21 protein-coding genes and 1 pseudogene are annotated in these 25701 nt (G+C 59.4%); 8 read left to right on the top strand and 14 right to left on the bottom strand.

Annotated elements, in window-relative coordinates; all coding sequences use genetic code 11:
• Nucleotides 1–9 precede the first annotated feature (9 nt).
• The gene (locus LOL23_RS07695) at nt 10–957 is read right to left on the bottom strand and encodes a LysR family transcriptional regulator (RefSeq protein WP_369414103.1); all 948 of its coding nucleotides are present in this window, start codon (nt 955–957) and stop codon (nt 10–12) included.
• Nucleotides 958–1295: 338 nt separating this feature from the next.
• Between LOL23_RS07695 and LOL23_RS07690 the strand changes: the two genes are divergently transcribed.
• Nucleotides 1296–2828 carry a hypothetical protein gene (locus tag LOL23_RS07690; RefSeq protein ID WP_160980140.1) on the top strand — a complete coding sequence of 511 codons (1533 nt, stop codon included), beginning with the start codon at nt 1296–1298 and terminating at the stop codon, nt 2826–2828.
• 16 nt (nt 2829–2844) lie between these two features.
• Here the strand turns inward: LOL23_RS07690 and LOL23_RS07685 are convergent, their stop codons facing one another.
• On the bottom strand, nt 2845–3303 hold the full coding sequence (locus tag LOL23_RS07685) for a hypothetical protein (RefSeq protein WP_237173503.1): 459 nt from the start codon (nt 3301–3303) through the stop codon (nt 2845–2847).
• A gap of 12 nt (nt 3304–3315) precedes the next feature.
• Nucleotides 3316–3552 (bottom strand): annotated as a pseudogene (locus tag LOL23_RS18965) (helix-turn-helix domain-containing protein); the annotation flags it as partial.
• Between the two features lie 96 nt (nt 3553–3648).
• Between LOL23_RS18965 and LOL23_RS07675 the strand changes: the two are divergent.
• From LOL23_RS07675 to LOL23_RS07660, 4 genes are read left to right on the top strand one after another with little or no spacing between them, the layout of a single operon-like run.
• Complete coding sequence (locus LOL23_RS07675) at nt 3649–5145, top strand: efflux transporter outer membrane subunit (protein ID WP_160980136.1); 1497 nt, start codon at nt 3649–3651, stop codon at nt 5143–5145.
• A gap of 14 nt (nt 5146–5159) precedes the next feature.
• On the top strand, nt 5160–6242 hold the full coding sequence (locus tag LOL23_RS07670) for an HlyD family secretion protein (RefSeq protein ID WP_160980134.1): 1083 nt from the start codon (nt 5160–5162) through the stop codon (nt 6240–6242).
• A 15-nt stretch (nt 6243–6257) separates the two neighbouring features.
• On the top strand, nt 6258–9098 hold the full coding sequence (gene rbbA, locus LOL23_RS07665) for a ribosome-associated ATPase/putative transporter RbbA (RefSeq protein WP_237173418.1): 2841 nt from the start codon (nt 6258–6260) through the stop codon (nt 9096–9098).
• 1 nt (nt 9099) lies between these two features.
• A complete protein-coding gene (locus tag LOL23_RS07660) occupies nt 9100–10230 on the top strand; it encodes an ABC transporter permease (RefSeq protein WP_237173493.1) in 1131 nt (376 codons plus the stop codon).
• Between the two features lie 7 nt (nt 10231–10237).
• Here the strand turns inward: LOL23_RS07660 and LOL23_RS07655 are convergent, their stop codons facing one another.
• The 7 genes from LOL23_RS07655 to LOL23_RS07625 form a co-directional block, all read right to left on the bottom strand.
• Nucleotides 10238–11941 (bottom strand): cbb3-type cytochrome c oxidase subunit I, encoded by a 1704-nt coding sequence (locus tag LOL23_RS07655; protein WP_237173417.1) that lies wholly within the window; start codon nt 11939–11941, stop codon nt 10238–10240.
• A gap of 13 nt (nt 11942–11954) precedes the next feature.
• Nucleotides 11955–12914 carry a cytochrome c gene (locus LOL23_RS07650; RefSeq protein ID WP_160980130.1) on the bottom strand — a complete coding sequence of 320 codons (960 nt, stop codon included), beginning with the start codon at nt 12912–12914 and terminating at the stop codon, nt 11955–11957.
• Nucleotides 12911–13174 (bottom strand): hypothetical protein, encoded by a 264-nt coding sequence (locus tag LOL23_RS07645; RefSeq protein ID WP_160980619.1) that lies wholly within the window; start codon nt 13172–13174, stop codon nt 12911–12913. The genes LOL23_RS07650 and LOL23_RS07645 overlap by 4 nt, the downstream gene beginning before the upstream one ends.
• Before the next feature lie 467 nt (nt 13175–13641).
• Nucleotides 13642–14670 (bottom strand): Bug family tripartite tricarboxylate transporter substrate binding protein, encoded by a 1029-nt coding sequence (locus LOL23_RS07640; RefSeq protein WP_237173416.1) that lies wholly within the window; start codon nt 14668–14670, stop codon nt 13642–13644.
• Between the two features lie 101 nt (nt 14671–14771).
• Nucleotides 14772–15911 carry a thiolase family protein gene (locus LOL23_RS07635; RefSeq protein WP_237173415.1) on the bottom strand — a complete coding sequence of 380 codons (1140 nt, stop codon included), beginning with the start codon at nt 15909–15911 and terminating at the stop codon, nt 14772–14774.
• A gap of 2 nt (nt 15912–15913) precedes the next feature.
• Nucleotides 15914–16348 carry a Zn-ribbon domain-containing OB-fold protein gene (locus tag LOL23_RS07630; protein WP_160980124.1) on the bottom strand — a complete coding sequence of 145 codons (435 nt, stop codon included), beginning with the start codon at nt 16346–16348 and terminating at the stop codon, nt 15914–15916.
• A gap of 16 nt (nt 16349–16364) precedes the next feature.
• Complete coding sequence (locus LOL23_RS07625) at nt 16365–17774, bottom strand: MmgE/PrpD family protein (protein WP_237173414.1); 1410 nt, start codon at nt 17772–17774, stop codon at nt 16365–16367.
• A gap of 188 nt (nt 17775–17962) precedes the next feature.
• Between LOL23_RS07625 and LOL23_RS07620 the strand changes: the two genes are divergently transcribed.
• Nucleotides 17963–19267 (top strand): CaiB/BaiF CoA transferase family protein, encoded by a 1305-nt coding sequence (locus LOL23_RS07620; protein ID WP_369414102.1) that lies wholly within the window; start codon nt 17963–17965, stop codon nt 19265–19267.
• A 78-nt stretch (nt 19268–19345) separates the two neighbouring features.
• On the opposite strand, the gene LOL23_RS07615 is transcribed toward LOL23_RS07620, so the two are convergent.
• Entirely contained in the window at nt 19346–20044 is a 699-nt protein-coding gene (locus tag LOL23_RS07615) for a GntR family transcriptional regulator (protein WP_160980120.1), read from the bottom strand.
• A gap of 316 nt (nt 20045–20360) precedes the next feature.
• Here LOL23_RS07615 and LOL23_RS07610 point away from each other — a divergent pair, with 316 nt between their 5' ends.
• Nucleotides 20361–21644, top strand: a complete 1284-nt coding sequence (locus tag LOL23_RS07610; protein WP_160980118.1) for an AAA family ATPase — start codon at nt 20361–20363, stop codon at nt 21642–21644.
• Complete coding sequence (locus tag LOL23_RS07605) at nt 21634–22311, top strand: RloB family protein (protein ID WP_160980116.1); 678 nt, start codon at nt 21634–21636, stop codon at nt 22309–22311. The genes LOL23_RS07610 and LOL23_RS07605 overlap by 11 nt, the downstream gene beginning before the upstream one ends.
• Nucleotides 22312–22413: 102 nt before the next feature.
• Here LOL23_RS07605 and LOL23_RS07600 read toward each other — a convergent pair whose 3' ends face one another.
• The 3 genes from LOL23_RS07600 to LOL23_RS07590 form a co-directional block, all read right to left on the bottom strand.
• Complete coding sequence (locus tag LOL23_RS07600; protein WP_160980114.1) at nt 22414–22605, bottom strand: hypothetical protein; 192 nt, start codon at nt 22603–22605, stop codon at nt 22414–22416.
• A 283-nt stretch (nt 22606–22888) separates the two neighbouring features.
• Nucleotides 22889–24085, bottom strand: a complete 1197-nt coding sequence (locus LOL23_RS07595) for a CaiB/BaiF CoA transferase family protein (protein ID WP_160980112.1) — start codon at nt 24083–24085, stop codon at nt 22889–22891.
• Nucleotides 24086–24090: 5 nt separating this feature from the next.
• A complete protein-coding gene (locus tag LOL23_RS07590; protein ID WP_160980110.1) occupies nt 24091–25503 on the bottom strand; it encodes an amidase family protein in 1413 nt (470 codons plus the stop codon).
• Between the last annotated feature and the right edge of the window lie 198 nt (nt 25504–25701).

Here is a 25701-nt window from a genome sequence, read left to right as displayed (position 1 = left end):
TTTATTACGCTATTGCCCGTCGTTCCAGTTAGCCCGCAAGTGCGCAAGAAAGCCGGCCGCCGCCGGCGCGGGTGATCGGTGCTTGAGCGATAGAACACCAATGGCGCGTTTCAACTGCGGCTCGATCAGTGGGCGCGAGATAAGCCCGACGCTCAACGCAGCGGGCACAGCGCCGCTGGGCACAAGGGCAATGCCAACCCCTGCCCGCACACACTGCATCATCGTGGCGAACTGATTCACCGTAATGGCATGATGAAGCCGCATACCGGCAAGTGAGGCCAAACCGTCGAGCAGCTTGCGGATATGAGCCGCCCTGGGCATAGACACCAACGCGGTATTGGCAAGGTCTTCAATGCGTACGCCATCCTTGCCGCTCAATGGGTGGTTTCGAGGCATCACCAGGTGAAACACCTCGCTGCCCAGTTCAACTGCGGCAAATTCTTTCGGGATGCTGTCGAGATACGTAATGCCAAGATCCGCTACGCCGCTTCGGACATCGTCCATCACGGTGCCATGGATACCTTCGCGCAGGTGAATCTCGATATTGGGCCGGCGGAGCCTGTAACTTGCCACGATTTTTGGCATTTGCGTATAAGCAACCGACATGACTGCGGAAATAATAATGCTACCCCGGTGCTCGTCGGAGATGGCCTGCATGTTCTCATACGAAATACGCAAATCGGACAGAACACGATTTGCCAGATCGACGAACTCCTGTCCCGCCGGCGAGATTTCGACTCTGCGCGTCGAACGTCTGAACAACTCCAGCCCCAATGCACTTTCGACCCGTTGAACAATACGGGTCAACGCCGACTGCGAGATATTCAGCGTTAACGCGGCCGCCATGAAACTGCCGCATTCGGCGACGGTGCAAATTGCCTGCAATTCGCGCGAGCTGAGATCAGGAACAGTGCCAGGCTGTAGCAGGCTTGTGCTTGTCGTGGTTTTTTGCGGCACCTACTATTATTTCTTGTCGAGGGTTGATGGGCTGGACGGACTGGACAGGACCCGCCCGTTAGCTACCGAAAACGGTGGGCCAGCGATACGACACTATAGGCGCCGACCGCAAAAATGCCAATAGCCACGGCATATTCCGATCAGCTGTCAAAATATGCCCGTCGAATTAATTGGCAGCACTATTTCGGGGCAGGATACTGATCGACCGGGGTAAGCAAAAACCGCACTTTAAACCCGCGCCCCCCTCTACCATATGCACCGCGTTCGTGGATAATCTGCATAATTGCGCGATTGCGATATATACGCTGTGGCTTTGCTATCCAAAAAATCAGGCTGACATGAATAAAAAACACATGAATAGCTGTTCCATAGTCGCACTATTGCTGACGAGTGCATGCTTGTTCACCGTCCATGGTGGCACCGAAGCCGCCGCCCTGTCGAGTTGTGAGCAAAAGCTTTCAGGCTACGAAGCAGTATTGTCCAACGCCGCATCGGGCTCGGGAGCCAATGGTAGCGATAAGTCGTCAAGGCAAAAAGTATCAGCGGCAGTATCCGGCTTGAAAGCCACCGCGCCGTACTGTGACGACCAGCGCCTCTCGCCGGGGCATCTGCTGAACTCAGCAGTCCATTTGGCGCATTTTCTGCCCCACGAAGCCCAAGCCATCACCAAACTTTACTTGGATTACGTAAATCGATACCCCTATGCGTCCACGCAAATCGACACAACGCATATTGAGTGGATCCAAAAGGTGAACGCCGAGCACGCGCGGCAGCTATTTGATATAGCAATAGAGCGCGGGATAAGCTTTGTCGCCAGGCTCGACGAGTATATAAACATCGCCAACGCCAATTCGAACACGCCGCTGTCCAGGTTGTTCCGGACAAAAAAGACGCAATTGGAGCAATTGAGGCCGATCCTTCTTTCAGCCGAACGCAAAGCGGTAGCCGCGGCTTGTCCAGCCAATACATGCAACCCGGAGGTTTTTAATCTCACATATGCGCAAGAGCTGCGGCGTTTGGGCTATGGCGATACCGCCCGAGCGCGCACATCTGAAAACCTGGCATTGATTCTTGCAAACAAACCGCCGCTAACCGCCCAGAAAACCCAGGTACAGCAAGGAAAAGATGCCACCGCGTCCAGTTCAGGTTGCCGGACTGAAATCGCAAACTATTGCCAAGCGCGCATGGATGGCCAGCGCAGAAGACCGCACGATTACATAAATTTGACTTACGATGAATGCCTTGGCCTGGCTGCGGGTTGGGCCAACTATGACCTGGAGGATAAGTACTTCACAGACACCATCCAGGCCGACGCAGCAAGCACCTCTCCAGAACGCCAACTCACCGCAAAAACCATGCAATGCCTGCGACAGGCAAAGAAAACCGGTTCCAATCTGGTGGCGGCCGCTTCCCCCTCCTCCACAACAAACAGTTCTGGCGGGAAATCGGGGAGTGATAACGGGCGGAAATCGGGCGTGCGCCCTGGCGGCCAAGGGGCCAATACGCAAGCCTCGGGAGCAAGCCTTGCGGGAAGCAGCGGCGGCACGTCCGCCAAGGGCAAAGATGCGCCCTCACCCAGTAATCAGAAAGAATATCGCCTGGCGGCGCAATGCGTCAGTTTTAAAACGGCGCACGGCAAGTATCCAAATCGCATATACAACGGATGCGGATTTCCCGTACTTGTGAAATGGTGCGACAACAAAGGTTGCGGCACCGACTGGGCCATAGACGGGATCAAGCCTGGCGCAACCGTTTCCATTTCAGCAATTAAGAGTGCATACACGTACGCCGCCTGCGAATACCCCGGAAGCCCCCGCGGCGCCAATGGCCGCAGTTGGGCCGGCGGCATGATGGATTACTACTGCCGGTGACTGGCAGCGCTGCGGATCAAGCGGAATCCGTCTCGCGCGGCAGCATCTCCAGCAACAGGCGGCGATGTGCCGATCGCAATCGGGGCAGCACGTCATTCGCATGCTTTTCGTCCTGCAACATAACCAAGACAGCCCCCAGCAAAATCGGCGCATGGATCAACTGCACCATGTCCGTAAGCGCACTGTCGCGCAGCTTCCCCTGATCGACGGCCAGATGCAGCGCCCCCTGTTGTTGCTGCAGCAGTTCAAGATGGCGCCGGCGCCACGCCTCCAGCAAATCGTTCGCGCGCGGCCCTTCTGAAATCAGCAGATGCAAGGTACGAATGAAACGGTCATCCCGCAACCTTGCATAGGCACGATCGAGAAAATCATCAATCAGCACTGCCAACGCCTGCGGCGATTGCCCGCCCCGAAACGAAGACTGGTTCAGTGACTGCTCCTCGAACAACAGGTCAGGCTGCATCATGCGCTGCATGAGCGCCTCGAATAACGCAGCTTTGCCTGGAAAATGCGCATAAAGCCCTCCTTTGGAAAGGCCTGCCCGTGCGGCAATGTCGTCCATCCGCGCAGCGCCGTACCCCTGCCTGGAAAACTCGTAAAGTGCAGCATCCAGGATCTGTTCCTGGCGCTCATGGGCCTGCAAGCGCCGATTTCTGGGGATGCGACGGGCGGGCGCCACCGGCGATTCAAGTACAGGCTTTGTGGAAGACTGGCGTTCTGGCATCAAAGGAGACTCTCGGGGGTGATTCGGGTGCCTCATTGATCTGGGTCATGAAGCATTTTCCTATTATCGACTAAAAAGTCGTTAAGGAGATCTGACATGGCATTTTTTGCGACTGAACATTGCATCGGCACCCGGGCCGCCGCCATCCGAACCCTGGGCGCCGCCAGTCTGCTGCTGGCCCTGGCGGCATGCGTCAATCTGGCCCCGCAAACCGAGGTTCCGCCGCTGCCGGTGGCCAACGCCTGGCCAACCGACACGAACGCTAATACCGCCCAGGCGCTGGCTGACCTGGACTGGTCCCACTATTTCCAGGACGCGGAGATGCGCCGGCTGATCGGCCTGGCGCTGGAACACAACCGTGATCTTCGGTTGGCCGTGCTGCGTGTGCGCGAGGCCGAAGCCGCGTACCGTATACAGCGTTCGGAGCTATTGCCCACGATGGGCGCCCAGGGACAAGGGGTCCGCACGCGCGACATCGCGGCGCCGATACCGGACCAGACGGTGACGCACTCCAAGTACCAGGCCGCTGTCGGCCTGACAAGCTGGGAAATCGATTTCTGGGGTCGCATCCGCAACCTGAAAGATGCCGCCCTGGACGACTGGCTGGCAACCGATGCAGCCCGCCAGAGTGTGCAGATCGCACTGATCCGCCAGGTGGCCGATGCTGTGCTGTCGCTGCGCGAACTGCAGCAACGGGCGCTTCTCGCCCAGGATGCGGTCACCAACCGCCAGCAGTCGCTGGACATCTTCGAGCAGCGCCGAAAAATCGGCTCGTCCTCGGAACTGGAACTCACCCAGGTTCGCACCCTGCTGATCCAGGCGCAGGCACTCAGCGCCCAGATCGACCAGGAGCGCGCTGCCGCCCAGCACGCGCTCGCGTTGCTGGTGGGCACCGACCCAGGGCTGCAACCCGTCAGCATCACCCTGGACACCACCCCGTTGGGTGTCCTTCAGCCCGGCTTGCCGGCCGACGTGCTGCTGGCCCGCCCTGACATCCGGGCTGCGGAATACCAACTGCGGGCAGCCCACGCCAGAATCGGAGCGGCGCGGGCGGCGTTCCTGCCACGCATTTCCCTGACATCGTCCGTGGGGACCGCCAGCACCGACCTGAACAACCTGTTCGAAAGCAGCAGCCGCGCCTGGCTTTTCACCCCCGTCATCGAAGTGCCGATTTTCACGGCGGGCCGGCTGCAGGCGAACCTGGATGTCGCGGAGGTTCGCCGCGACATGGCCGTGGCCACCTACGAAAGAAACATCCAGACGGCATTCCGGGAAGTGTCGGACGCCTTGTCCTCGCGTCAGGGGCTGGCCAAGCAGATGGAAATCGGGGCCCGCATGGCACAGACCCAGGCCGAACGCGCCGCGCTGGCGCAGTTGCGCTATGACAGTGGGGCCGCGCCCTACCTGGAAGTGCTCGATGCCAAGCGCGATTTGCTGATCGCGCAGCAACAACTGGTGCAGGCCCGAAGCGCCTGGCTGTCCAGCCAGGTGGCGCTGTTCGCTGCCCTCGGTGGCGGAGCGGACCCAACATCGGTGGACCTTCGAACTTCAGCCCCGAAAGCATCAGCCCCGAAAGCCGGGATTGCCAACTGAAAATCAGATCAACCATGAACCTGACCGAACATATCAAGAAAAAGCTCCCGCTGATCCTTGTCATTGCTGTGGCAGCCAGCGCCTACGGTATCTGGCGCGGCACTCAGGACAGCGGACCGGGCGCCGGCTTCATGCACGGCAACGGCCGCATCGAAGCAACGGAAATCGACATCGCCACTAAGCTACCCGGCCGGGTCGACCAGATCTTGGTCAACGAGGGCGACTTCGTCAAGGCCGGGCAAGTTCTGGCCGTCATGAACGCGGATTCCCTGCAGGCGCAGCTTGACGAGGCGCAGGCCCGCCAGCGCCAGGCCGAGCATGCCGTTGTCGCTGGCCAGGCACAAGTCGCCCTGCGGGAAAGCGACGTCGCGGCACAACAGGCGGTCGTCAAGCAGCGCGAAAGCGATCTGTTCGCCGCCCGGCAGCGCCTGAAGCGCTCGCAGTCCCTCGCGCAACGAGGCGCCTCGTCGCAGCAGGAACTGGATGACGACCGAGCCCGGCAACACAGCGCCGAGGCTGGCTTGGCGGCAGCCAAAGCTCTGGTGATCTCCGCACAGGCAGGCGTAGCAGCAGCCAAGGCCGATCTCGTTGGCGCCGAATCCGCCGTGGCGGCAGCGGCGGCAACTGCGGCCCGCATCGAGGCCGATCTGAAGGACAGCAGCCTGAAAGCCCCGCGCGACGGCCGCATCCAGCTGCGCGTGGCCCAGCCAGGCGAGGTTCTGGCAGCCGGCGGCCGGGTGTTGAACATGCTGGACCTGGCCGACGTCTCCATGACCTTCTTCATGCCCGAAGCCGCCGCTGGACGCCTGGCGATGGGCAGCGAGGTCCGCATTATCCTGGATGCCGCTCCTCAATACGTGATCCCAGCCGAAGTGTCTTTCGTGGCCAGCCAGGCGCAGTTCACCCCGAAAACCGTGGAAACCGCGAGCGAACGCCAGAAGCTGATGTTCCGCATCAAAGCCCGCCTGCCGGTCGATCTGCTGTTGAAGAACCTGGAGCAGGTCAAGACCGGCCTTCCTGGCGTGGCTTGGGTGCGCACGGATCCCACTCAACCCTGGCCCGAATCCTTGGCTATTCGCCTGCCCAACGTCAAGTAGCCCGAGTAAGTACCCATGACATTGTCTGCTTTCGCGGCCCAGGTCCACGGACTAAGCCACCACTACGGCAAGACCCGGGCGTTGGACGGGATCGATCTGCGGATCCCTGCTGGCCAGATGGTGGGGCTGATCGGCCCGGACGGGGTGGGCAAGTCCACACTGCTCTCGATCCTGGCTGGCGCGCGGGTCATCCAGCAGGGGCGGGTGGACGTGCTGGACGGCGATATGGCGCAGCGTGCCCACCGCAACCGCGCTTGCCCGCGCATCGCCTACATGCCGCAGGGTCTGGGCAAAAACCTGTATCCCACCTTGTCGGTAGAGGAAAACCTGCAGTTCTTTGCCCAATTGTTCGGCCACGACGCCGCCGAACGGCGCCGGCGCATCGACGACCTGACGCGCAGCACCGGCCTGCAGCCGTTCTTGTCGCGCCCCGCGGGCAAGCTGTCAGGCGGCATGAAGCAGAAGCTCAGCCTGTGCTGCGCGTTAATCCACGACCCAGACTTCCTGATCCTGGATGAACCGACGACAGGGGTGGATCCGCTGGCCCGCGCCCAGTTCTGGGATTTGATCGCCCGCATCCGCGACGGTCAACCTGGCATGAGCGTTATCGTGGCTACGGCCTATATGGACGAAGCACAGCGCTTCGACTGGCTGGTCGCCATGGACCAGGGCCATGTCCTGGCCACCGGCACGCCCGCTGAGCTGCTGGCTTCCACCGGCCAGAAAACCCTGGAATCGGCCTTCATCCACCTGCTGCCGCAGTCCCGGCGCGAAGGCTACGCCCCGGTGGAAATCCCGCCGCTGCCCGGGGGTGGCGAGAATGACATCGCCATCGAGGCCGAGGGCCTGACCATGCGGTTCGGCGATTTCGTCGCCGTCGATCATGTCAGCTTCCGCATTCGGCGCGGCGAGATCTTCGGCTTCCTGGGCTCGAATGGCTGCGGCAAGTCCACCACCATGAAGATGCTGACGGGGCTGCTGCCCGCCAGCGAGGGCCGCGCCTGGCTGTTCGGCCATGAGATCGATCCCAACGACTTGGACGTGCGCCGCCGGGTCGGCTACATGTCCCAGTCGTTCTCGCTGTACAGCGAGCTGACGGTGCGCCAGAACTTGATCCTGCATGCCCGTCTGTTCCACGTTCCGTCCGAACGCATCCCCGATCGGGTCCAGGCGATGGTGGAGCGCTTCGGCTTGGGCGAAGCGCTGGACATGCTGCCCGACAGCCTGCCGCTTGGCATCCGCCAGCGCCTGTCGCTGGCCGTGGCCATGGTGCACGAGCCCGAATTGCTGATTCTGGACGAACCGACGTCCGGTGTGGACCCGATCGCCCGCGATGATTTCTGGCGGCTGCTGATCACCCTCTCACGCCGCGACCACGTAACGATCTTCATTTCCACCCATTTCATGAACGAGGCCGAGCGCTGCGACCGCATGTCCATGATGCACGCGGGGCGCGTACTCGACAGCGACCGGCCCGCCGAACTCGTGCGCAAGCGCGGCGCCAGGACGCTGGAAGAGGCTTTCATCGGCTATCTGCTAGAGGCCAGCGGCGAAGCGGCGCAACACCCGGGAGGCGCTGCGCCCGAAACGCCCGGGGCCGATACGCAGAAGGCCCCCGCGGCCACACCCGTCGGCACAACACCTAAGGCCACCGACGCCCCGTCTGCCATCAACAGCCAACACTCCGCTGCGCCAACAGCGCACACCGCCGGCAGCATGCCCCACATCCCCTCCTTCAGCCTGGCCCGACTGCTGAGCACCATGCGACGCGAGTCCATGGAATTGCGCCGCGATCCCGTGCGCGGCACGCTGGCCCTGCTGGGATCTTTGGTGCTGATGTTCGTCATTGGTTTTGGCATCAGCATGGACGTGGAAAACCTGCGCTTCGCCATCCTGGACCGCGACAACAGCACGATCAGCCGAGACTATGCACTGAACCTTTCTGGTTCGCGCTATTTCGTGGAGCACGCCCCAATCCTCAACGACGCGGACATGGACCGCCGCATGCGCAGCGGCGAACTGTCGTTGGCCATCGAAATTCCGCCCGGCTTTGGCGCCGACCTGCTGCATGGGCGCACCGCCGACATCAGCGCCTGGATCGACGGCGCCATGCCGCAACGTGCCGAAACCATCAAAGGCTACGTCGAAGGCATGCACCAGCTGTGGCTGCTACAACAGGCCCGCGAGCGCCTGGGCATGTCAATCGCCCAGCCAGTCAGCCTGGAAACCCGCTTCCGCTACAACCCGGACGTGCGCAGCCTGCCAGCCATGGTACCGGTGGTGATCCCACTGATGCTGATCATGCTGCCTGCCATGCTCACGGCCTTGGCCGTGGTCCGGGAAAAGGAAATCGGCTCGATCATCAACCTGTATGTCACACCGGTATCCCGCGCTGAATTCCTGCTGGGCAAGCAGATCCCCTACATCGGGCTGGCCCTGGTGAACTTCGTCGCCATGTGCCTGTTGGCGGTGACGGTGTTCGGGGTCCCGATCAAAGGCAACCTGCCCACGCTGGCACTGGCGGCTGTGGTGTTCTGCATCGCATCGACCGGCTTGGGCCTGTTGGCATCCGCCATGACGCGCAGCCAGATCGCCGCCATGTTCTTCACCATGATCGCAACCCTGATCCCGGCAGTCCAGTTTTCGGGGCTGCTGGATCCGATCAGCTCTCTGGAGGGGCCAGGCCGACTCATTGGCCAGACCTACCCGGCCGCCTACATGTTCACCATCAGCCGCGGCGTCTTCAACAAGGCGTTGGGATTCCAGGAACTCTGGCCATCCATCTGGCCGCTGGCACTGTCGATCCCGGTGATCCTGGGTGGCGCGATCGCGCTGCTTCGCAAGCAGGACCGTTGACATGAAAATCAGATCCCTCGGAACCATCTGGCATCTGGGCGTAAAAGAACTCTGGAGCCTGTGGCGCGATCCGGTCATGCTGGTGCTGATCGCATTTTCCTTCACCGTGTCGGTCTACACCGCCGCCACGGCCATCCCCGAAACTCTGCACCACGTCCCGATCGCCATCGTGGATGAAGATGTCTCCCCCCTGTCTCAGCAGATCACAAACGCCTTTTACCCGCCGCAGTTCATGCCGCCTGCCATGATCAGCCACAAACAGGTCGATCCAGGCATGGACATCGGCCGGTATTCCTTCGTGCTGAACATCCCGCCCAATTTTCAGCGCGACGTGCTGGCAGGGCGGGACGCGGAGATCCAGATCAATGTCGACGCGACCCGCATGAGCCAGGCCTTTACCGGAAACGGCAACATCCAGCAAATCATCCGGGGCGAGATCACGAATTTCCTTCGCGGGCGCGGCCAGGCCGTCAGCCCGCCCGTCAATCTGGTCCTGCGGGCGCGCTTCAACCCTGGTCTGGAAAAGTCCTGGTTCTGCGGCCTCATGGAGATCATCAACCAAATCACCATGCTGTCGCTAATCCTCACTGGCGCGGCCCTGATTCGCGAGCGCGAGCACGGCACCATCGAGCATCTGCTGGTGATGCCTGTAACGCCGACCCAGATCATGCTTTCCAAGGTCTGGTCCATGAGTCTGGTCGTGCTGGCCGCCGCCGCGCTGTCGCTCAATGGCATCGTGCGGGGTCTGCTGCATGTGCCGATCGAAGGATCCCTGCCGCTGTTCTTCGCCGGCGCAACCCTGCATCTGTTCGCCATGACCGCCATGGGCATCTACCTGGCCACGCTCGCGCGCAACATGCCGCAGTTCGGCATGCTGATGATCCTGCTCTTGCTTCCCATGCAGATGCTTTCTGGCGGGACGACGCCCCGCGAAAGCATGCCCTGGCTCGCTCAGGATCTGATGCTGGCCGCGCCCACCACGCATTTCGTCGAACTGGGGCAGGCGATCCTGTACCGGGGCGCGGGGTTCGGCGTCGTCTGGCCCTCGCTCCTGGCGCTGTTGCTCATCGGCTCCATCATGTTTTATCTGTCGTTACGCCGCTTCCGGTCCGCGATCGGCGGCATGGCCTAAAGCCGCCTCACATTCCAACTGCCTGGCCGGCCGCCTGCTGGCTGGCCAGGCTTGCAGGGCTTGGTTCGATAGCGGGCCGGGCTTCGAGCGAGGCCAGGAAACGCCAGACGAAGAGCAGCGTGGCCAGCAACAGGCCGGGATAGCCCATACCGGCCAGCACGTAGGGAATAGTAGGATCGCCGAGGGCGACCGTATCCAGGTTGAAGCTGAGCAGGCCCAGTGTAATGAAGGCGCCGAAAATCCACATGCTTGTCAGCCATAGGCCTGCTTCCGTGCCCTGCAGCAGGCGGCCCCAGCCGCGCGGTTCCGCCCTCGTGGCATCCGTGCGCTGTCCTGTTGCATTGCGGCTGCGCAGCCCCAGGGTCAGCAGGTCGTAGATCAGCAGGCCTGCACCAGCCAGGAAGATCAAGCCGAACAACGGTACCAACACTTTGTAGAACTGCATCGCGGGAAACACCTCGCCGCCGAACCAGCTCAGCCCCATGGATCGATACAGGAAGACCTGAATGGTGCCGCCGATGGCGAAGGCGAAAGCGATGCCGAGCATGCCGGCAAACACAAGCCAGAAGGCGATGCGGCCCAACCGCTGATCAAAGCTGTTGAGGCCACGCAACAGCGGGATCGCATAGTAAGCGGCCGCAATACCCAGCATGCCGAAGGTGCCGAACAGCGCCAGGTGAGCATGCGCAGGGGTGACCCAGGTGCCGTGCGACCAGACATTGGTCAGGGCGAAAGTCATGGTGAAACCCAGGATGCCAGCGCCGACTTGCTCAAGCACCACTGAGCCCAGGATAAAGTAGAACGCGGGGGCATTTTCCAGGGGACGGCGATCCTGATGCGCATCCAGATAGATGTGCCAGAAGCAGAACACCAGAGGCAACGGCTCCAGGGCGCTGAATAGTGATCCCCAGAATTGCCAGAACTCCGGCGTGCCGATCCAGAAATAATGATGCGCGTTGCCAATCAGGCCCGAGAGCCAGACCAACGCGACACCCCAGAACACGGCATAGCCCACCGTCTTGATGTCGGCCTTGAACATCAGCACCAGCAGGAAGCCGACCAGGCTGATATGGATGACTTCCCACACGCCCTCGACCCAATAGTGCACCACGTACCAGCGAAAATACTCTTGTAGGTCCAGGCGTTCGATGAAGAACACGCCGAACAGCCAGACGAAAGTCAGCGCGCAGACGCCTATCGCCAGCCCCCAGTGGATCTCATTCCACTCGCGGCGCGGCGGGAAGGTGCGCAGCACCACCCAGGCCAGAATGGCGAAACCGATAAAGATGATCACATCAGCGGCCCGCCCGGCTTCCAAATACTCCAGCCCTTCCTGCAGCCAGGGCTGCCCCAGCCACCAGCCCGCGATGCCTCGCGTCGCCAGGAATTGCGTGCCAGCGTTCCACAGCGTAACAGCCACCAGTGCCCAGAACAGAAAGCGGATCAGCCAAGGGGCGGCCAGTTCACGGTGCGACAGCAGAGGGCCGACAAACAGGATGGTGCCGATGAAACCCGACAGAATCCAGAGAATCCCAAGGTTGGTGTGCTCGGCGCGCAGGACGTTGAAGTTGGCGACGCCCGAGAGCAGCGTCGGATCCATGTGCTGCACAGCAACCACCAGGCCGAGCGCGACTTGGAATCCGAAGAGAACCAGCATCAGTACAAAGAAGCGCAGGCTCAGGCGCTGCGTTTGATAGTCGATCTTGATCATGATGGCTTCCTTTTCACAGGCTGCGCAGATAGGCCACCAGGGCCTTTATGTCGGCCTCGCCGACCAGCGCGTCATAGGACGGCATGACGTGCGGCGGGTAGCCCGTGACAACCTGGGCGTCGGGCTGGCGGATCGCTCGGATCAGGTAATCATCATCCGCCTTGACAGTGGTGCCATCGGCCAGGTGCACCTCCCGACCGGATAAGCCGCCCCAACCGGGGCCCACCACGCGCTTCTGGTCGGTGGCATGACAGGCCGTGCAACCCAGATCGGCGGCCAGTTTTCTGCCGTGTGCCACGGGATCGAGCCCCTGTGCCTGCACGGTAGCGGATGCGACAGCCGCCGTCTGGACAGACGCCGTTTCCACAACGCCAGCCTGCCGCATCTGGCTCGGCATCCGCCGGGCTTCACGCGGCTTGGGCGGCCAGCCCTCGGTGTTCATCGCCGAGGTGTATTTCAGGAACGCGATCAAGGCCGATACCTCATGGGCGTTCAGTGGCAGGTTCGGCATCAAGGTGTGCTGGCCGCCGCGCCGGTCCAGGCGTTCGGCCGCACCGGGATAGCGCTGGCGGTATGCCTGCAGGTCGGCGGTACCCGCGTCTTCCTTGATCGCCGGATTCTGCAGTTGCACCTGTATGGCGGCCGACGTCGGCCAGCCGCCCGCTGAAGGTAGGAAGGCCGCCAACCATGCGGCACCGGCGTCGGCGTGAATGCGTGTCAAGTCGGGCCCGAGGTAGGCGCCATTGCCAACGATGGTGTGACAGCCCATACAGTTATAGGCCTGGAATACTCGCTTGCCTTCCACGGCGTCGATGCCGCTGTACTGGATCGTGTCGGGGATGATCTGCTTGCGCGAAGGCAGGAATGACCAGAAAGACAGCAACAGGAAAATAGCCAGCATCAATGCCAGCACAGCCAGGGCAAGCCGACGCTGGGCCGGTTCGCGGCAGTCGGTTCCGTTCAGGCAACTCATGGCCGTTCCTCCCGAACGCGGCTGTCGCGCCTGGCAGCGGAGGGCCGCACCTGTTCGTCATGCAGGAACAAAGTACGCAGGCTGCCCAGGAACACATAGAACACATAGACCGCCAGGACATAGCCCGCCGCGAAGTACAACCACCACATGGTGCGGGATTCGGGCCAATACTGGAAATCCCGCCAGAAAGGCCAGGACAGCAAAACGCTGACCAGAGCCGCCAGGGCTGACAACACCCCATCGATGATGCGTTGCGCCATAACTGCCTCCCTCAGGATGTGGACGGCAGTCATAGTCTAGGAGCCGAGACGGGCGCCGGCTGTTAATCCACCACGCTGAATGCGGGATATGTCGGCAGCGCCATGTCAGGCGTAAAACATCCGGCGATGATCTTCTTCGTCTTGGCGCGAAGGGCACGAGAGAAAAGAATCAGCCCGCGCCGCCTCGCCCATATGCGGGATAAGATTACATTGATCATTATTTTCAAGGCATTACGCGGGGCATACGCGGCATCGAAAGGCGCGCGAGGGTTCTTCCGTTTTGTCTAAGCAAGCACGGAAGGCCGCTGCACCGAAACAGTTTTATTCTTTGGCGCCTTAATTTGCATTAAGCCCGACGCCGAATCGGGATTTTCCCCCGGTTGCATGGATAACAAAGCTGGCGCCGCACGGCGGAAGAGGCGTTGGCTAAAATGCCGCGCCAATCAATGGCGCAGCACCCATGAGCATCAATCGCGGGAGGCCTTGGTGCGCACGATAATGCCGCTGTAGAAGGCTTTTTCCTTGGCCATGAACTCCGCCATTTGCGCGGTGGAAGAGGCGCGTACGTCCATGGCTTGTGTTTCGATCAGCTTCTGAATCTTGCCCTCGGCCTGGATCTCTTTCATGGCTGCGCCTATCGTATCAGCCGCCTCTTGCGGCATTCCCTTGGGGCCATAAATCGCGGTAAATGTTGTCACGCTGAAGCCCGGTACACCGCTTTCGGCCACGGTAGGCACATTGGGCATTGCCGCCGCGCGAGCGGGGCCAGTCGTGGCAAGCAGTTTTATAGTGCCGTTCTTCACGTTCTCCATCATGCTGTCTACCAGAGATGTGATCATCAGATCCACACGCCCCGCCAGCAAGTCGGTAATCGCCACCCCTGCCCCCTTGTAAGGGATGTGCGTCATTTTGATTCCAGTCGCCTCACTAAGCGCCTCGGCGGAAAGATGCTGTGCGGAGCCGTTTCCCGACGACGCAAAGTTCACCGCGCCTGGATTTGCTTTGGCATAGGAAATGAGATCGGCGACTGAACTGAAACCCTTTGCGGAAGAGGCCAGCACACCCATGGATTGCACCGTTGCCATACTGACCGGGCTCAGATCTTCCAGCACATCATAGGGCGGGTTGGCGTAAAGCAGCGGTGTAATGACGGTGGCGGGGGAACCAAACAACAATGTGTAGCCATCAGAATTCGCACGAATAACCTGCTGGGTGCCGATCAGCGTGCCGCCTCCCGCCTTGTTTTCTACCACAACAGACTGCCCCAGTTTGGTACTCAGCTCTTGGGCAAACATGCGAGCCAGTACATCTGTGGAGCCGCCCGGCGCATAAGCGACCAGCATACGTATGGGGCGCTCAGGGTAGGCAGCCATTGCTTTGCCACCGAGAAACAGGGCCGATGCAGCCGCCAACAGGGCAACAGCGCGTGTGACCCAACGCCTGGAAGGGTGCGCAGTGCTGCCTGCCGCGGTTTTCTTGTATTCATCGTGGTTCATCGTCTTCTCTCTTGATTGATTATGTAAGTAGATTCCTGATGGCTCACACCAACGGGTTGAGGTCGCGGCCCGCCCCTCCTTTCAAGCTGGCCGCATTTTTTTCAAGCCACCGACAAAATATGGATAGTGCAGGCGCCATGGTCCAGCCCGGATACGCCCCCTCCGGTGCAGTGCGTGAGTGCGTTCTTGGCGCCTTTCACCTGCCTCGCACCGGCATGTCCGCGCAGCTGCTCGACCGCTTCGACCACTTGGGCCACGCCAGTAGCGCCCGGGGGGTGCCCCTTTGCCATCAGGCCGCCACTCGGGTTGACCGGCAGCGTGCCGCCGATGGCTGTTGCCCCTTCACGAATCAGGAATTTGGCTGCCCCGCGATCACAGAAACCCAATGCTTCGTAATAAAGCATCTCAGCAATGCTGAATGCATCATGAACCTCGGCCAAATGGATATCGCCGGCTGTCAGGCCAGCTTCGGCATACGCCTTTTCCGCGCAGCGCACACTTATCTCGGGGCTGGTCATGTCACGAAAGTCGCCACGATAGCGGCCGGAACAAAGCTGCGATGCAAGAATGCGCGCCGGCGCGTTTTGGGATTTTCCCGCCCAATCCTCATTCGCGACAATCACGGCCGCCGCACCATCGGCTCTTGCGCAACATTGCAGCAGCGTCAAAGGATCCGCGACGGGGCGCGATGCGAGTACTTCTTCTATCGACACCTCAGCCTGGAATAACGCCATCCGGTTCTCGCGCGCGTGCCGCCGATTCTTTACACATACCTGCGCAAGATCCTCAGGCAGCGCGTCGAACTCGTGCATATACCTGCGCGCGCGCGAGGCATAGGCGGCAGGCGGGCTCATGCCAAGCGTCCCGTCGAAGTCCTCTGGGTGGCGCGGCAAAGGCCCTGCGATGGTGCTCAGCTTATCGGCCCCGACCACCAGTATCGCATCGTGCATGCCTGTGGCAACGGCAGCCTTTGCCAGATGCAGCGCCGTGGAGCCACTGGAGCATGCGTTTTCCACATTGATGATTGGAATACCAAGCATGCCCGTGTGCTTGAGCGCACGCTGACCAACCATGCTGCCGCCCCATTGGCTGCCGACATACGCGGCGGTGACTTCATCCCCGCTCATACCGGCATCAGCCAGGGCTGCGTTGATGGCCCTGGCGGCCAGCTCTGACAGCGGTGTATCGGGGTACTTACCGAACGGAACCATTCCCGCGCCGATGACATAAACCTGTCGCATACTCACTTCTCCTCCTGCGCGGGCTCAAAACGAAAACACTTCACGTCCACACCTTCCTTATCCTTGTAAAGCGTCGTCTCGTGAGCGCTCATGGGCATGCCGATTTGCAGCGCGCCCGACTCCGTTTCGCTGATATGGCCGCATACCCGTACGCCTTCCGGGTAATCGACATAGCCAATCGCATAGACCTTTGGCCAAACGCCGCCGCTGCCATGCACAATGGTGTAGGTGTACAACGCCCCTTGATGCGATAACGGCAGATCGCGAAATGTCGTTCCGCTGCACTGTACGCATGTCGCGATCGCCGGCAAATAGCCGGCGCCGCAACTTGTACATTGCTTCGCCGTCAACACAGCTTGCCCGGCCTTCGACGGCGACCAGTACTCACCGTGCAATCGGCGTGTGCCCGGCTCTGTTGGGGTGTTCTTTGACTGCATTACATCTCCTAAGTGATTATTTCGATTCCACAACGCCGGACACAGAGTGCTGATGCTGAAACATCGCCAGGCCGATTGCAGATACGGGGCAATCCAGTGACGTGTTCACGATCTCATCCCATAAGCGCGCGCTATACTCGCCCAGCCCTGCGTGTTCCAAACAGCCGTCGACTTTGGATCTCAACCGCGCAAAGTACGCCGAACCCAGCCCCCTTCCGGGCAGTGCCGTGATCGTTTCTGAAAATCGCGTGCCATCAGCCAGGCTGATTGAAACCCGCGCGCTGCGATCCGGACCGAGGTTCGGCGTCTCGCTCACAAGGGTTCGCGCCATCAATCGCTGGATTGCCTCCCGCGCAATCGACGCACCGGTAAAGCTTTGCAAACGGATCGAACCATCGACCAGCGCACTGGCAACGCAGAACGCCGCGCTGAACCTTGCCTGGTCCGCATTCTCCGGCGCCCCCGCGCGCAGGGGCGTGTGTGATCCGGGACTGCCTTCCACACAAATACCGACAATATCCGACCCGTTTACTGCAACAGGCATGCGCAGTGCCAACGCTGCCTCAATCGCCCGATGTGTGGCATAGCATGATGGATAGTGCTTGGTATCGACCCCTGGGCTCAGAACCGCGAAGGCTCCGTTTTCTTCAGTGGGTAACGACAGCTGAAGCGGCAACGTACCGCTATAAAGCGCACAGAACCCCGCGCGCCCCGTCAATGCATCGCTGGACGCCTCTACCCCCAAGGCTGCCAGCCGTACTGCACGCACTGCGGAAGATGCCGCAAACCCAACCTGGAATGGTTTTGTCGACGTGCCGAAATTGGATTGCACACCCGACGCTTGCGCGATGGCCAAGCCGAGCGCATGGCGCGTCTGGGTAACATCAAGATTTGCAATACGCGCACATGCAGCCGCTGCAGCGATGACGCCTACGGTACAAGTTGCGTGCCAACCAGCGAGATAATGCCCCGGTTTTAAACAGCCACCTATCTGCGCACCAAGCTCAAAGCCGAGCACGTATGCATCCAGTACGTCCACGAGCAAACGCCCGGATGGAAGATCGGGCGCCTGCCCGGACGCCATCGCATAGAGTGCCGGCCACATAACCGCGCCCGGGTGCCCTCGCCAAGCCTGGGTCACATCGTCGTAATCAAGTGCATGCGCACTGACGGCATTGAAGAGCGCGGCCGCTTCAGGTTGATAATACGCGCCATCAGCCCAGCCGAGAACGCCGCCCTGCTCCTGACTGCGTGCGGACGACACGTACGCGGCCGCCAGCTTTACTGCTGGCTCGCGGCACCCCGCAATCGATACCGCAATCGTATCGATCAGGCTTTCTCGTGCAATCGCCCGCGCCTCCGCCGAAACAGCGTGGCGCGGGAAATGAACAATGAACGCAGCCAGTTGCTGTAGCGCATGCCCCATACCGTCTTGACCCGTGGTTTTCTCTTATGCTTGCTAGCATATAATATATTTGATCAAATATCAAACATCTACAGACAATCAAAGATCCATCGTTTTCCAATCACATCAAAGCTCGTGCGGCATGAATGGCGCGCCCTCCGCGCATCATCCCGCACCCGCACGCATCACCTTCAAGAGGAGCACCAAGCATGAAAGATCTACCCGGCATGACGCACACTGAGGCACCGCCGCAACCACCTTCAACAAACGCACATGAAGGCGAAGGCGCGCTTGCCGGTGTACGGGTGATCGACTTAACAAGAATGCTGTCGGGCCCATACTGCACAATGCTGCTTGGCGATCAAGGGGCCGAAGTAATCAAAGTCGAATCCTTGGATGGCGACACGAGCCGCGGCCATGGCCCCTATCGCACCGACGACCCCGACCACAGATTTGGCGGCTACTTCCAAAGCGTCAATCGCAACAAGAAAAGCATTGTGCTCAACCTCAAGGACGAGCAGGCGCGAGACGTACTACGCAAGCTCGTCGCGACCGCTGACATACTGGTGGAAAACTACCGATCAGGCGTCATGGAACGTCTCGGACTGGGGTATGAAGACCTACGCGCGATCAACCCCAAGCTCGTCTATGCCGCCATTCGCGGATTCGGTGACGCACGCTCCGGCGCCAGCCCGTATGAGTTTTGGCCCGCCTATGACGTCGTCGCACAAGCAATGGGCGGGATCATCGGCATCACCGGGCCGGGGCCTGGCCAACACGTGAAAATCGGTCCCGGGGTCGGAGACATTTTCCCCGGGACCCTCACCACCGTCGGCATCCTCTGCGCACTGCATCGCGCGCAACGAACAGGAAAGGGCCAGTTCGTCGATGTAGCGATGTATGACGCCGTCCTTGCGCTTTGCGAACGTATTGTTTACCAGCATTCTTTCGCCGGTATTGAGCCGCAGCCCGAAGGTAGCGCCCACCCCTTCTTCAGCCCCTTTGGGCTTTACGAAGCAGCGGATGGATGGGTCACCATTGCCTGCCCTAACGATGGATTCTGGGCAACCTTGGCCCAGGCTATGGGCCGCCCAGAACTCGTGGACGATGAACGAACCAAACTCAAGGTTTCGCGCGCCCGGCACGCATCCTTCGTCAATGACATCGTGCAAACATGGACGCGCCAATATACGAAATCAGAATTGGCCACACTGCTGGGAGGAAAAGTACCGTTTGGGCCCGTGCATACGGTCACAGACATCTTCGCAGACCCGCATGTGCACGCACGAGGCATGCTGGCAGAAGTGGAACACCCGGGAGCCAGCCAGCCCTCGATCGTGGCAAACACGCCCATCCACCTATCCGAAACCCCGGGTGGCGTACGCGCTCGCGCACCCTACTTTGGCGAGCATACCGTCGATATCCTGCAGCAGTTGGGCTTCGGCGGGGACGTGATTACTGGCATGCGCGAAAGAGGGGCACTGATCGACCATGACACCCAGCTTCCGGCCTGAGCCTTCGTAAACAGCCATAACCGCCACAAACACGGGAGACGCAGGCCGACACGCACGCCTGCTCCCCGCCCAACTCATTCAACCCGCATCAGGCTCCGCCAACATCGGGAGCTGGCTTTCCGCTATCTGCTTCTCCCAACTGTCCATGGTGTGCTGCCTATGGATAAGTAGTGCATGGCGAACTTGCTCGATGGAACCTGAGCGGAGCGCAGCCAAAATCTGCGCATGCTCTTCGACCGCAGCAGGCATGCGAACCGACGAGCGCTCAAACACAGAACGCTGTTGCGTGCTCCATACCTTGTCCCACAGCGCATCGATTTCCTGCTTCAGGAAGGCGTTACGGCAAGGCGTATAGAGCTGCACATGAAACTCACGATTCAATTCACTCGCCCGCTTTGAATCCGTCGCTTTGCTGAGCTGTTTATTGATCCGCTCAGCCTTTTGAAGGCTCGCCGGCGTGTGATGCTGCATCGCCTCGGAAATAGCCAGCACCTCCAGGAACGTCCGTGTTGCGATAATCTCGACCACCCGCGCCAGCGGCACAGCGGTCACCGTCGCCCCCCGGTGCGTTTCGAACTTCACCAACCCGTCCGCCTGCAGGCGCCGCAACGCCTCGCGCACAGGCATCTCGCTGGTTGTATAGCGCGCCGCGATCTCCGCAAGCCGCAAGCGTTGACCAGGCTGCAATCCGCCAGCCATGATCTCGGCATGCAGCACCTGATACACATACTCTGTCTTAGTAGTGGGCGGCGGCAAACCACTCTGAACTGCATTCATGCGCTTGCCCTCCCCTGGTCGCATCATGAGACGTCGATAATTGATCAAATATCGGATTTTAGTCGATGACACGACTCAGGCGTGCTCGCGGCCATGCTTTTGATGCTGGTGCGAAGCAACTTAATAGCGCTGCCTCTGTGTAATAGGCGATATCCGCCGCATTGGGAGGTGTTCCTTGTGTTGTGGTTGTGGGGTGCGCTTCCCACAGGAGCGGCTGATAACTCATGCCCCACATCACGGCAAGCATAAATAGTAGATTACAGAATATTTTTTGCGTATCTTGTGCAAAAACTATATCTTGACGTAAAATTTATCAATGCTAATCGAGTTTTCAGTCGCCAATTACCGATCTATTCTGGAGCGTCAGACGCTCAGTATGGTCGCGTCCACCTATTTCAAAGAACTGGAAACCCTCAATACTTTTGTCCCCGATCAGCACGTCGGCTTACCCCGCTTGCTTCGCTCCACTGCGTTGTATGGCCCCAATGCCTCTGGCAAAAGTACGCTGATTCAAGCACTGCAATTTGTGGAAGGCCAAGTGCTTACTTCCCAGAAGGAAAGCCAGGCCGGCGACGAGATCGACGTAGTGCCATTCAAGCTGACGGCAGCGTCACGGGAGGCGGATAGTGAGTTTGAAGTCACCTTTGTCGAACAAGGGGTGCGCTACGAATACGGCTTCACCTGCAACCGTAAACGTTTTACGGAAGAATGGCTCATTGCCTACCCACTGGGGCGCGCACAAAAATGGTTTCACCGTGTCTTTGACGTTAAGGCCGGAAAAGATGTCTACAAGTTCACCACATCGTTCCATGGTGGGCGCCAACGCCATACCTGGGCTACGCAAACACGCTCAAATGCGCTTTTCTTTTCAACCGCGATTCAGCTAAACAACGAACAACTCAAACCGGCATTTGACTGGTTTAAGTCGCGATTGCGGGTGCTTCGTTCCGTGAGTGGGTTTAATGCCGGCTACACCCTGCGGCGCTGTGCCGATGAGGCAGACCGGTCTCGTATTGTTGCATTCATGAATTCAGCTGATTTGTCGATCACCGACATTCGGGTGAAGGAAACAGTCTTTTCCGCAGAGCTTCTTCCCAAAGACATGCCCGCCTCTATTCGAGATGAGTTTGTCAAAAATATGGCCGACAAGAAACTGGTCGAGCCACGCTTTTTCCATAAGGATGTAAACACGCAAGAAACAGTGGAGTTTGACGAGACAGAAGAGTCTGACGGCACTCGCGCGTTGTTTGCGTTTGCAGGCCCTTGGATGGACGTGCTCGAAAACGAACGGGTTTTAGTTGTCGATGAACTGGACACCAGCCTGCACCCATTGCTAGTGCACCACTTGGTAAAGCGGCTGCATCACGAAGGCACGCAGGCGCAACTAATTTTCACGACGCACGACACAACACTACTCAGTCAAAAACTGCTACGCCGAGACCAAGTGTGGTTTATGGAAAAAGACGAAAACAGTGCCTCTCGTCTGTACCCGCTATCCGACTTCAGCCCGCGCGACAATGAAGCTATTGAACGCGGCTACCTGAACGGGCGTTACGGCGGTATTCCGTTCTTGAAAGACTTGGACTTTTATGGGGCATGACGATCTGTTTCGCAAACGCAAGGCGCGTACCAGCACTGCGTTGCAGCGTAGGAAGCGCGAACGTGAGCGAAGCAAACGATACCTGATCGTCTGCGAAGGGACGAAAACAGAGCCTCAATACCTGCGAGAATTGCTGCACGACTTGCGTATCCGCCCACAGTTGGTTCGCGTTGCCCCCAATGATGGCGCATCACCTGATCGCGTGGTAGCGCATGCACTGTCGCTATATGACGAAGATGCGCTCACCGGTGATGTCTTTGACCAAGTGTATTGCATGTTTGATCGGGATCGTCACAGCACCTTCGACGGTGCTGTGACGCGCGTCAAGGATTTAGCTGCTGCCGGAAAACCATTTGCGGCGATCACCTCAACACCTTGTTTTGAGGTTTGGCTGTTGCTGCATTTTCGCTACTCTGATCAGCCGTTCCATGCTGCTGGAAGAAAGTCAGTTGGTGACCAGGTCGTTTCAGTCTTGAGAACCATGCCAGGGTTTGAGAAATACGGTAAAGGGCAGAAAGGGGTTTACGGCAAGCTGAAGGAAAAACTGGCCAATGCGTTTATCCATGCAGAACGCCTGCGAAGACAAGGCGCAACCATCGGTAGCATCAATCCGGCAACAAATGTTGATGAGCTGATAAGAGCGATACAGGCTCTGGCAATAAGGTGAGCCCGCGCTCGGATCGGTACAGTAACCGCCTGGCCGACCGTTTCTGCCTCGCCATTCGCAGTGTTTAACACCTGAATCTGGCGGCCATTCTGGAGGCCGGTTTCACACTATCACCCTGCCGTAAGCCAGTTCCGCCTGAGCCCGGGTGATTACGCGTTCCTGGATGTCCTGGTCGATCTCGGCCGTAATGCGGGCCTCGGGCGTACCGTAGCCTCCACCGCCGGGCGTAACGATTTCGATAACGTCACCCCCTAGTGAACTCGCGATGGCCGTCTGGAAGACGAACGCCATCACGATACAGATCAACCGAACTTCCAGTACCGGCACCGCCACCGTCTACACCCCACGGTACGGAGTGTACACGTGATACGTTGCTGAGGGTCATGCGACAGTCGTCTTCGATCAGATACCCCTGGTCGCACACCGAGCCAGCCTTCCCTATACAAAACTCATCGAAAGCACCTTCGAAGAATATGGGGTGCATGCCACACCCGCCATAACGCTCAATCATTCAGTAGCGCAATATTCCACCGTCAACGCGGGCTATGGCGCGGCATCTGCCCCCGCACCCCGACCGTTATACGACACCCGCGTCATGCAAACCGGAGATCTCGGGTTCGGAGTAGCCTAGCGCCTGAAGTATCTCATCGGTATGGGTACCCCAACCCGGTGCGGGCTCACGCACTTCCGCTGGAGTGCGGCTCAGCACAACGGGCTGTTTTACGAAAACACACGGTGTTCCGTCTTCCGCCACATGGCTCGCAGTTACGTCCAAGTGACGCACCTGCGGATCATCAAATACTTGCGGAACGGTATATACAGGGCCCGCCGGCACACCAGCGCTATTCAGCAGCGATACCCAGTGCTCCATAGTATTGCCCGCGAAAATTTCCTGTATCTTTGCATTGACGCTACTACGATTGGCCACCCTTAGTTTCTCAGTCTGAAAGGTCGGCTCGTCGAGCCATTCCGGCTTTCCCAATGCAGTGCATAGACGCACCCAGTTTCCTTCGCCGGCCGCGCCCAGGTTAATTGGGCCATCCGAGGCATGGAAAAGTCCCATCGGGCAGCTCGTCGGATGGTCATTACCCACCTGTACCGGCGTGTCACCGTCATTCAGATAGCGAGCCATCTGAAAATCCATCATCGCTATCTGCGCATGTAGAAGGGAAACTTGAACCCATTGCCCCACACCCGAACGCTCACGCTCAAGCAGCGCGGTGAGTATGCCAACGGCAGCATACAGCCCAGAACTGGAGTCTGCGACTGCGAGCCCCGCGCGAACCGGACCCTGGCCCGGCAGGCCGGTAACCGACATCAACCCGCCCATACCTTGAATGATCTGATCAAATCCCGGTCGCTTAGCATAAGGCCCCGTCTGCCCGAAGCCAGAAATGCTTGCCAGGATAATGCGCGGGTTTATCGAACGTAATGACTCATAGTCCAGCCCGAATCTGTCTTTGACGTCGGGCCGCCAGTTCTCAACAATTACATCGGCGTCCCGCACCATCTTGCGGAAGATCTGCAAGCCATCGGCTTTTTTTAGATTCAACGTCATTGACCGCTTGTTGCGATTGAGATTCTGGAAGTCTCCACCCGTACGATCGGCAGCGAACATCGCCTCGTTCGGATCAATCCCCTGAGGAGGTTCTACACGAATAACATCCGCGCCGAAGTCGGCCAATATGCGCACGCATGTCGGGCCGGCGCGGACACGAGAAAGATCAAGAACCCTGAAGGGCTGCAAGGCACGGGAAGCATGAATAGCGGGCATAGTTTTTATACAGTGAATAGATTGGGAGAATTGGCGCCTGTTACAGGCATGCCGTTATTCGGAGCATGCAGATCCGCACACCGCGCGTTACAAGCGAATGCAATAAGTGTGGCGTCGGCCCAAGGGCGACCAATGGCCTGGATACTGATTGGCCGCCCTTTTTCATCTTTCCCGATGGGGAAGACAATAGCTGGCAAGCCAAGGTAATTGACAAAGGAAGTCCAACTAAACAAAGCGGACAATGCACTTGAACGGTAGTGTGGCGAGTTTGTACACACCATGTCCCAATCTGGCACGCCGTGCGGCAATACCGGCGTCAGCAGGATATCGTGGTCATGCAACACGTTTTCAAGAAAGTTCGCGCGCAATTGTTCTTGGTTCGCAAGCGCCGCCCTGTACCAGGCTGCAGGTATAGCCGCCCCGGGCAGGGCTACGGCCCGAGTTATGGGGGTCAAACCAGGCGCTGCACCGCATAGCGCACGGGCATGAACAACGGCTGATTCCGTATGCAATACCGTACTGGCGCTTCGGATCAACGTTTGCAATCCAGGAAGAGTTGGCAACGCGTGCGCAGCATATGTATGCGCAAAATCTAACAGAACTTTGCGCTGTGTTGGCGCGGGATCAAACAGTGGATATGCATGCTCAAATGCAAAGGCGATTCGTTCCCTCGCAGGCATCTGCTGTGCAATGTGTGCAGGCCACGCATCAATATCTTTGATCGAGCGGGGTATGTCATATCGCGGAAGCGCCTTCTCTCGCCGATGATCAGTTAGCGAACAAGCATAGATATAGGCTGCGTCGAGTGTCGAACGCGCCAGCACTCCCACGGTGTCCAACGTAGGCGCCAAGGGGAAACAGCCCGACGTCGACAATGCCCCATGCGTGGGCTTCAATCCGACAATACCGCAACTGGCCGCGGGAATGCGTACGGAGCCGGCGGTATCCGTTCCCACGGATCCGTAGCACAGTCCTGCGGCAACTCCTACCGCAGAACCACTTGAGGATCCGCCAACGGCGGCTCTCGGGTCGATAGGGTTGACTGGTCTAGCCAGGTGCGGATTTTCTCCCGTTACCCCTGCGGCGAACTCCGCCAGCGCAAGTGCCGCCAGCGTCATCGCGCCAGCACGCTCGAGCGCTGCGATGACAGGACTACCCCTTCGCTCAAGCGCTTGCGCCTGCGGTGTTCCGCACAGCGGCAACCGCCCCCGCATAGCAAAGATATCTTTATGCGCCAAGCCTACTCCGGCCAAGGGCAGACGGTGGTCCACACTATCTTGTTGCTCAAAAACGTGCGTTAGACAGCCCCACTGCCGCGCTGAGTCAGCACGCACTATGGCGTACTGCGCCGTACTGGCTTGATCAACGGTGATATCCCCGGCCAGAATCCGACGTCGCAAGGACAATACCGAATCCATCACATTGTCCCCATTACCGGCTGCCCGCCGGGCACAACTCTGCAGCATCAGGATTCAAGCGTTCCAGAAGCTTAGCCACCAGTCTTGTCTCCTCAACGCTCACAGTGATTCCCTGCAGTTCCAATACCTGGTGCACAGCACACGCAAGCTTTTCCAGCTCATTGTCTCCTCCTCGTTTAGCTGTGTTCATATGACACC

The sequence above is a fragment of the Paracandidimonas lactea genome, from assembly GCF_021653995.1.
Classification (GTDB): Bacteria; Pseudomonadota; Gammaproteobacteria; order Burkholderiales; family Burkholderiaceae_B; genus Allopusillimonas; species Allopusillimonas lactea.
The sequence above is the reverse complement of the archived record's forward strand: the minus strand, read 5'-3'. Positions and strand labels throughout refer to the sequence as shown.

Excerpts from the sequence above, each read along its gene's own strand:
- LOL23_RS07690 (WP_160980140.1), top strand. The coding sequence starts at position 1,296 with ATGAATAAAAAACACATGAATAGCTGTTCCATAGTCGCACTATTGCTG.
- LOL23_RS07685 (WP_237173503.1), bottom strand. The coding sequence starts at position 3,303 with ATGCAGCGCATGATGCAGCCTGACCTGTTGTTCGAGGAGCAGTCACTG.
- LOL23_RS07675 (WP_160980136.1), top strand. The coding sequence starts at position 3,649 with ATGGCATTTTTTGCGACTGAACATTGCATCGGCACCCGGGCCGCCGCC.
- LOL23_RS07670 (WP_160980134.1), top strand. The coding sequence starts at position 5,160 with ATGAACCTGACCGAACATATCAAGAAAAAGCTCCCGCTGATCCTTGTC.
- rbbA (WP_237173418.1), top strand. The coding sequence starts at position 6,258 with ATGACATTGTCTGCTTTCGCGGCCCAGGTCCACGGACTAAGCCACCAC.
- LOL23_RS07660 (WP_237173493.1), top strand. The coding sequence starts at position 9,100 with ATGAAAATCAGATCCCTCGGAACCATCTGGCATCTGGGCGTAAAAGAA.
- LOL23_RS07655 (WP_237173417.1), bottom strand. The coding sequence starts at position 11,941 with ATGATCAAGATCGACTATCAAACGCAGCGCCTGAGCCTGCGCTTCTTT.
- LOL23_RS07650 (WP_160980130.1), bottom strand. The coding sequence starts at position 12,914 with ATGAGTTGCCTGAACGGAACCGACTGCCGCGAACCGGCCCAGCGTCGG.
- LOL23_RS07645 (WP_160980619.1), bottom strand. The coding sequence starts at position 13,174 with ATGGCGCAACGCATCATCGATGGGGTGTTGTCAGCCCTGGCGGCTCTG.
- LOL23_RS07640 (WP_237173416.1), bottom strand. The coding sequence starts at position 14,670 with ATGAACCACGATGAATACAAGAAAACCGCGGCAGGCAGCACTGCGCAC.
- LOL23_RS07635 (WP_237173415.1), bottom strand. The coding sequence starts at position 15,911 with ATGCGACAGGTTTATGTCATCGGCGCGGGAATGGTTCCGTTCGGTAAG.
- LOL23_RS07630 (WP_160980124.1), bottom strand. The coding sequence starts at position 16,348 with ATGCAGTCAAAGAACACCCCAACAGAGCCGGGCACACGCCGATTGCAC.
- LOL23_RS07625 (WP_237173414.1), bottom strand. The coding sequence starts at position 17,774 with ATGGGGCATGCGCTACAGCAACTGGCTGCGTTCATTGTTCATTTCCCG.
- LOL23_RS07620 (WP_369414102.1), top strand. The coding sequence starts at position 17,963 with ATGAAAGATCTACCCGGCATGACGCACACTGAGGCACCGCCGCAACCA.
- LOL23_RS07615 (WP_160980120.1), bottom strand. The coding sequence starts at position 20,044 with ATGAATGCAGTTCAGAGTGGTTTGCCGCCGCCCACTACTAAGACAGAG.
- LOL23_RS07610 (WP_160980118.1), top strand. The coding sequence starts at position 20,361 with ATGCTAATCGAGTTTTCAGTCGCCAATTACCGATCTATTCTGGAGCGT.
- LOL23_RS07605 (WP_160980116.1), top strand. The coding sequence starts at position 21,634 with ATGGGGCATGACGATCTGTTTCGCAAACGCAAGGCGCGTACCAGCACT.
- LOL23_RS07595 (WP_160980112.1), bottom strand. The coding sequence starts at position 24,085 with ATGCCCGCTATTCATGCTTCCCGTGCCTTGCAGCCCTTCAGGGTTCTT.
- LOL23_RS07590 (WP_160980110.1), bottom strand. The coding sequence starts at position 25,503 with ATGGATTCGGTATTGTCCTTGCGACGTCGGATTCTGGCCGGGGATATC.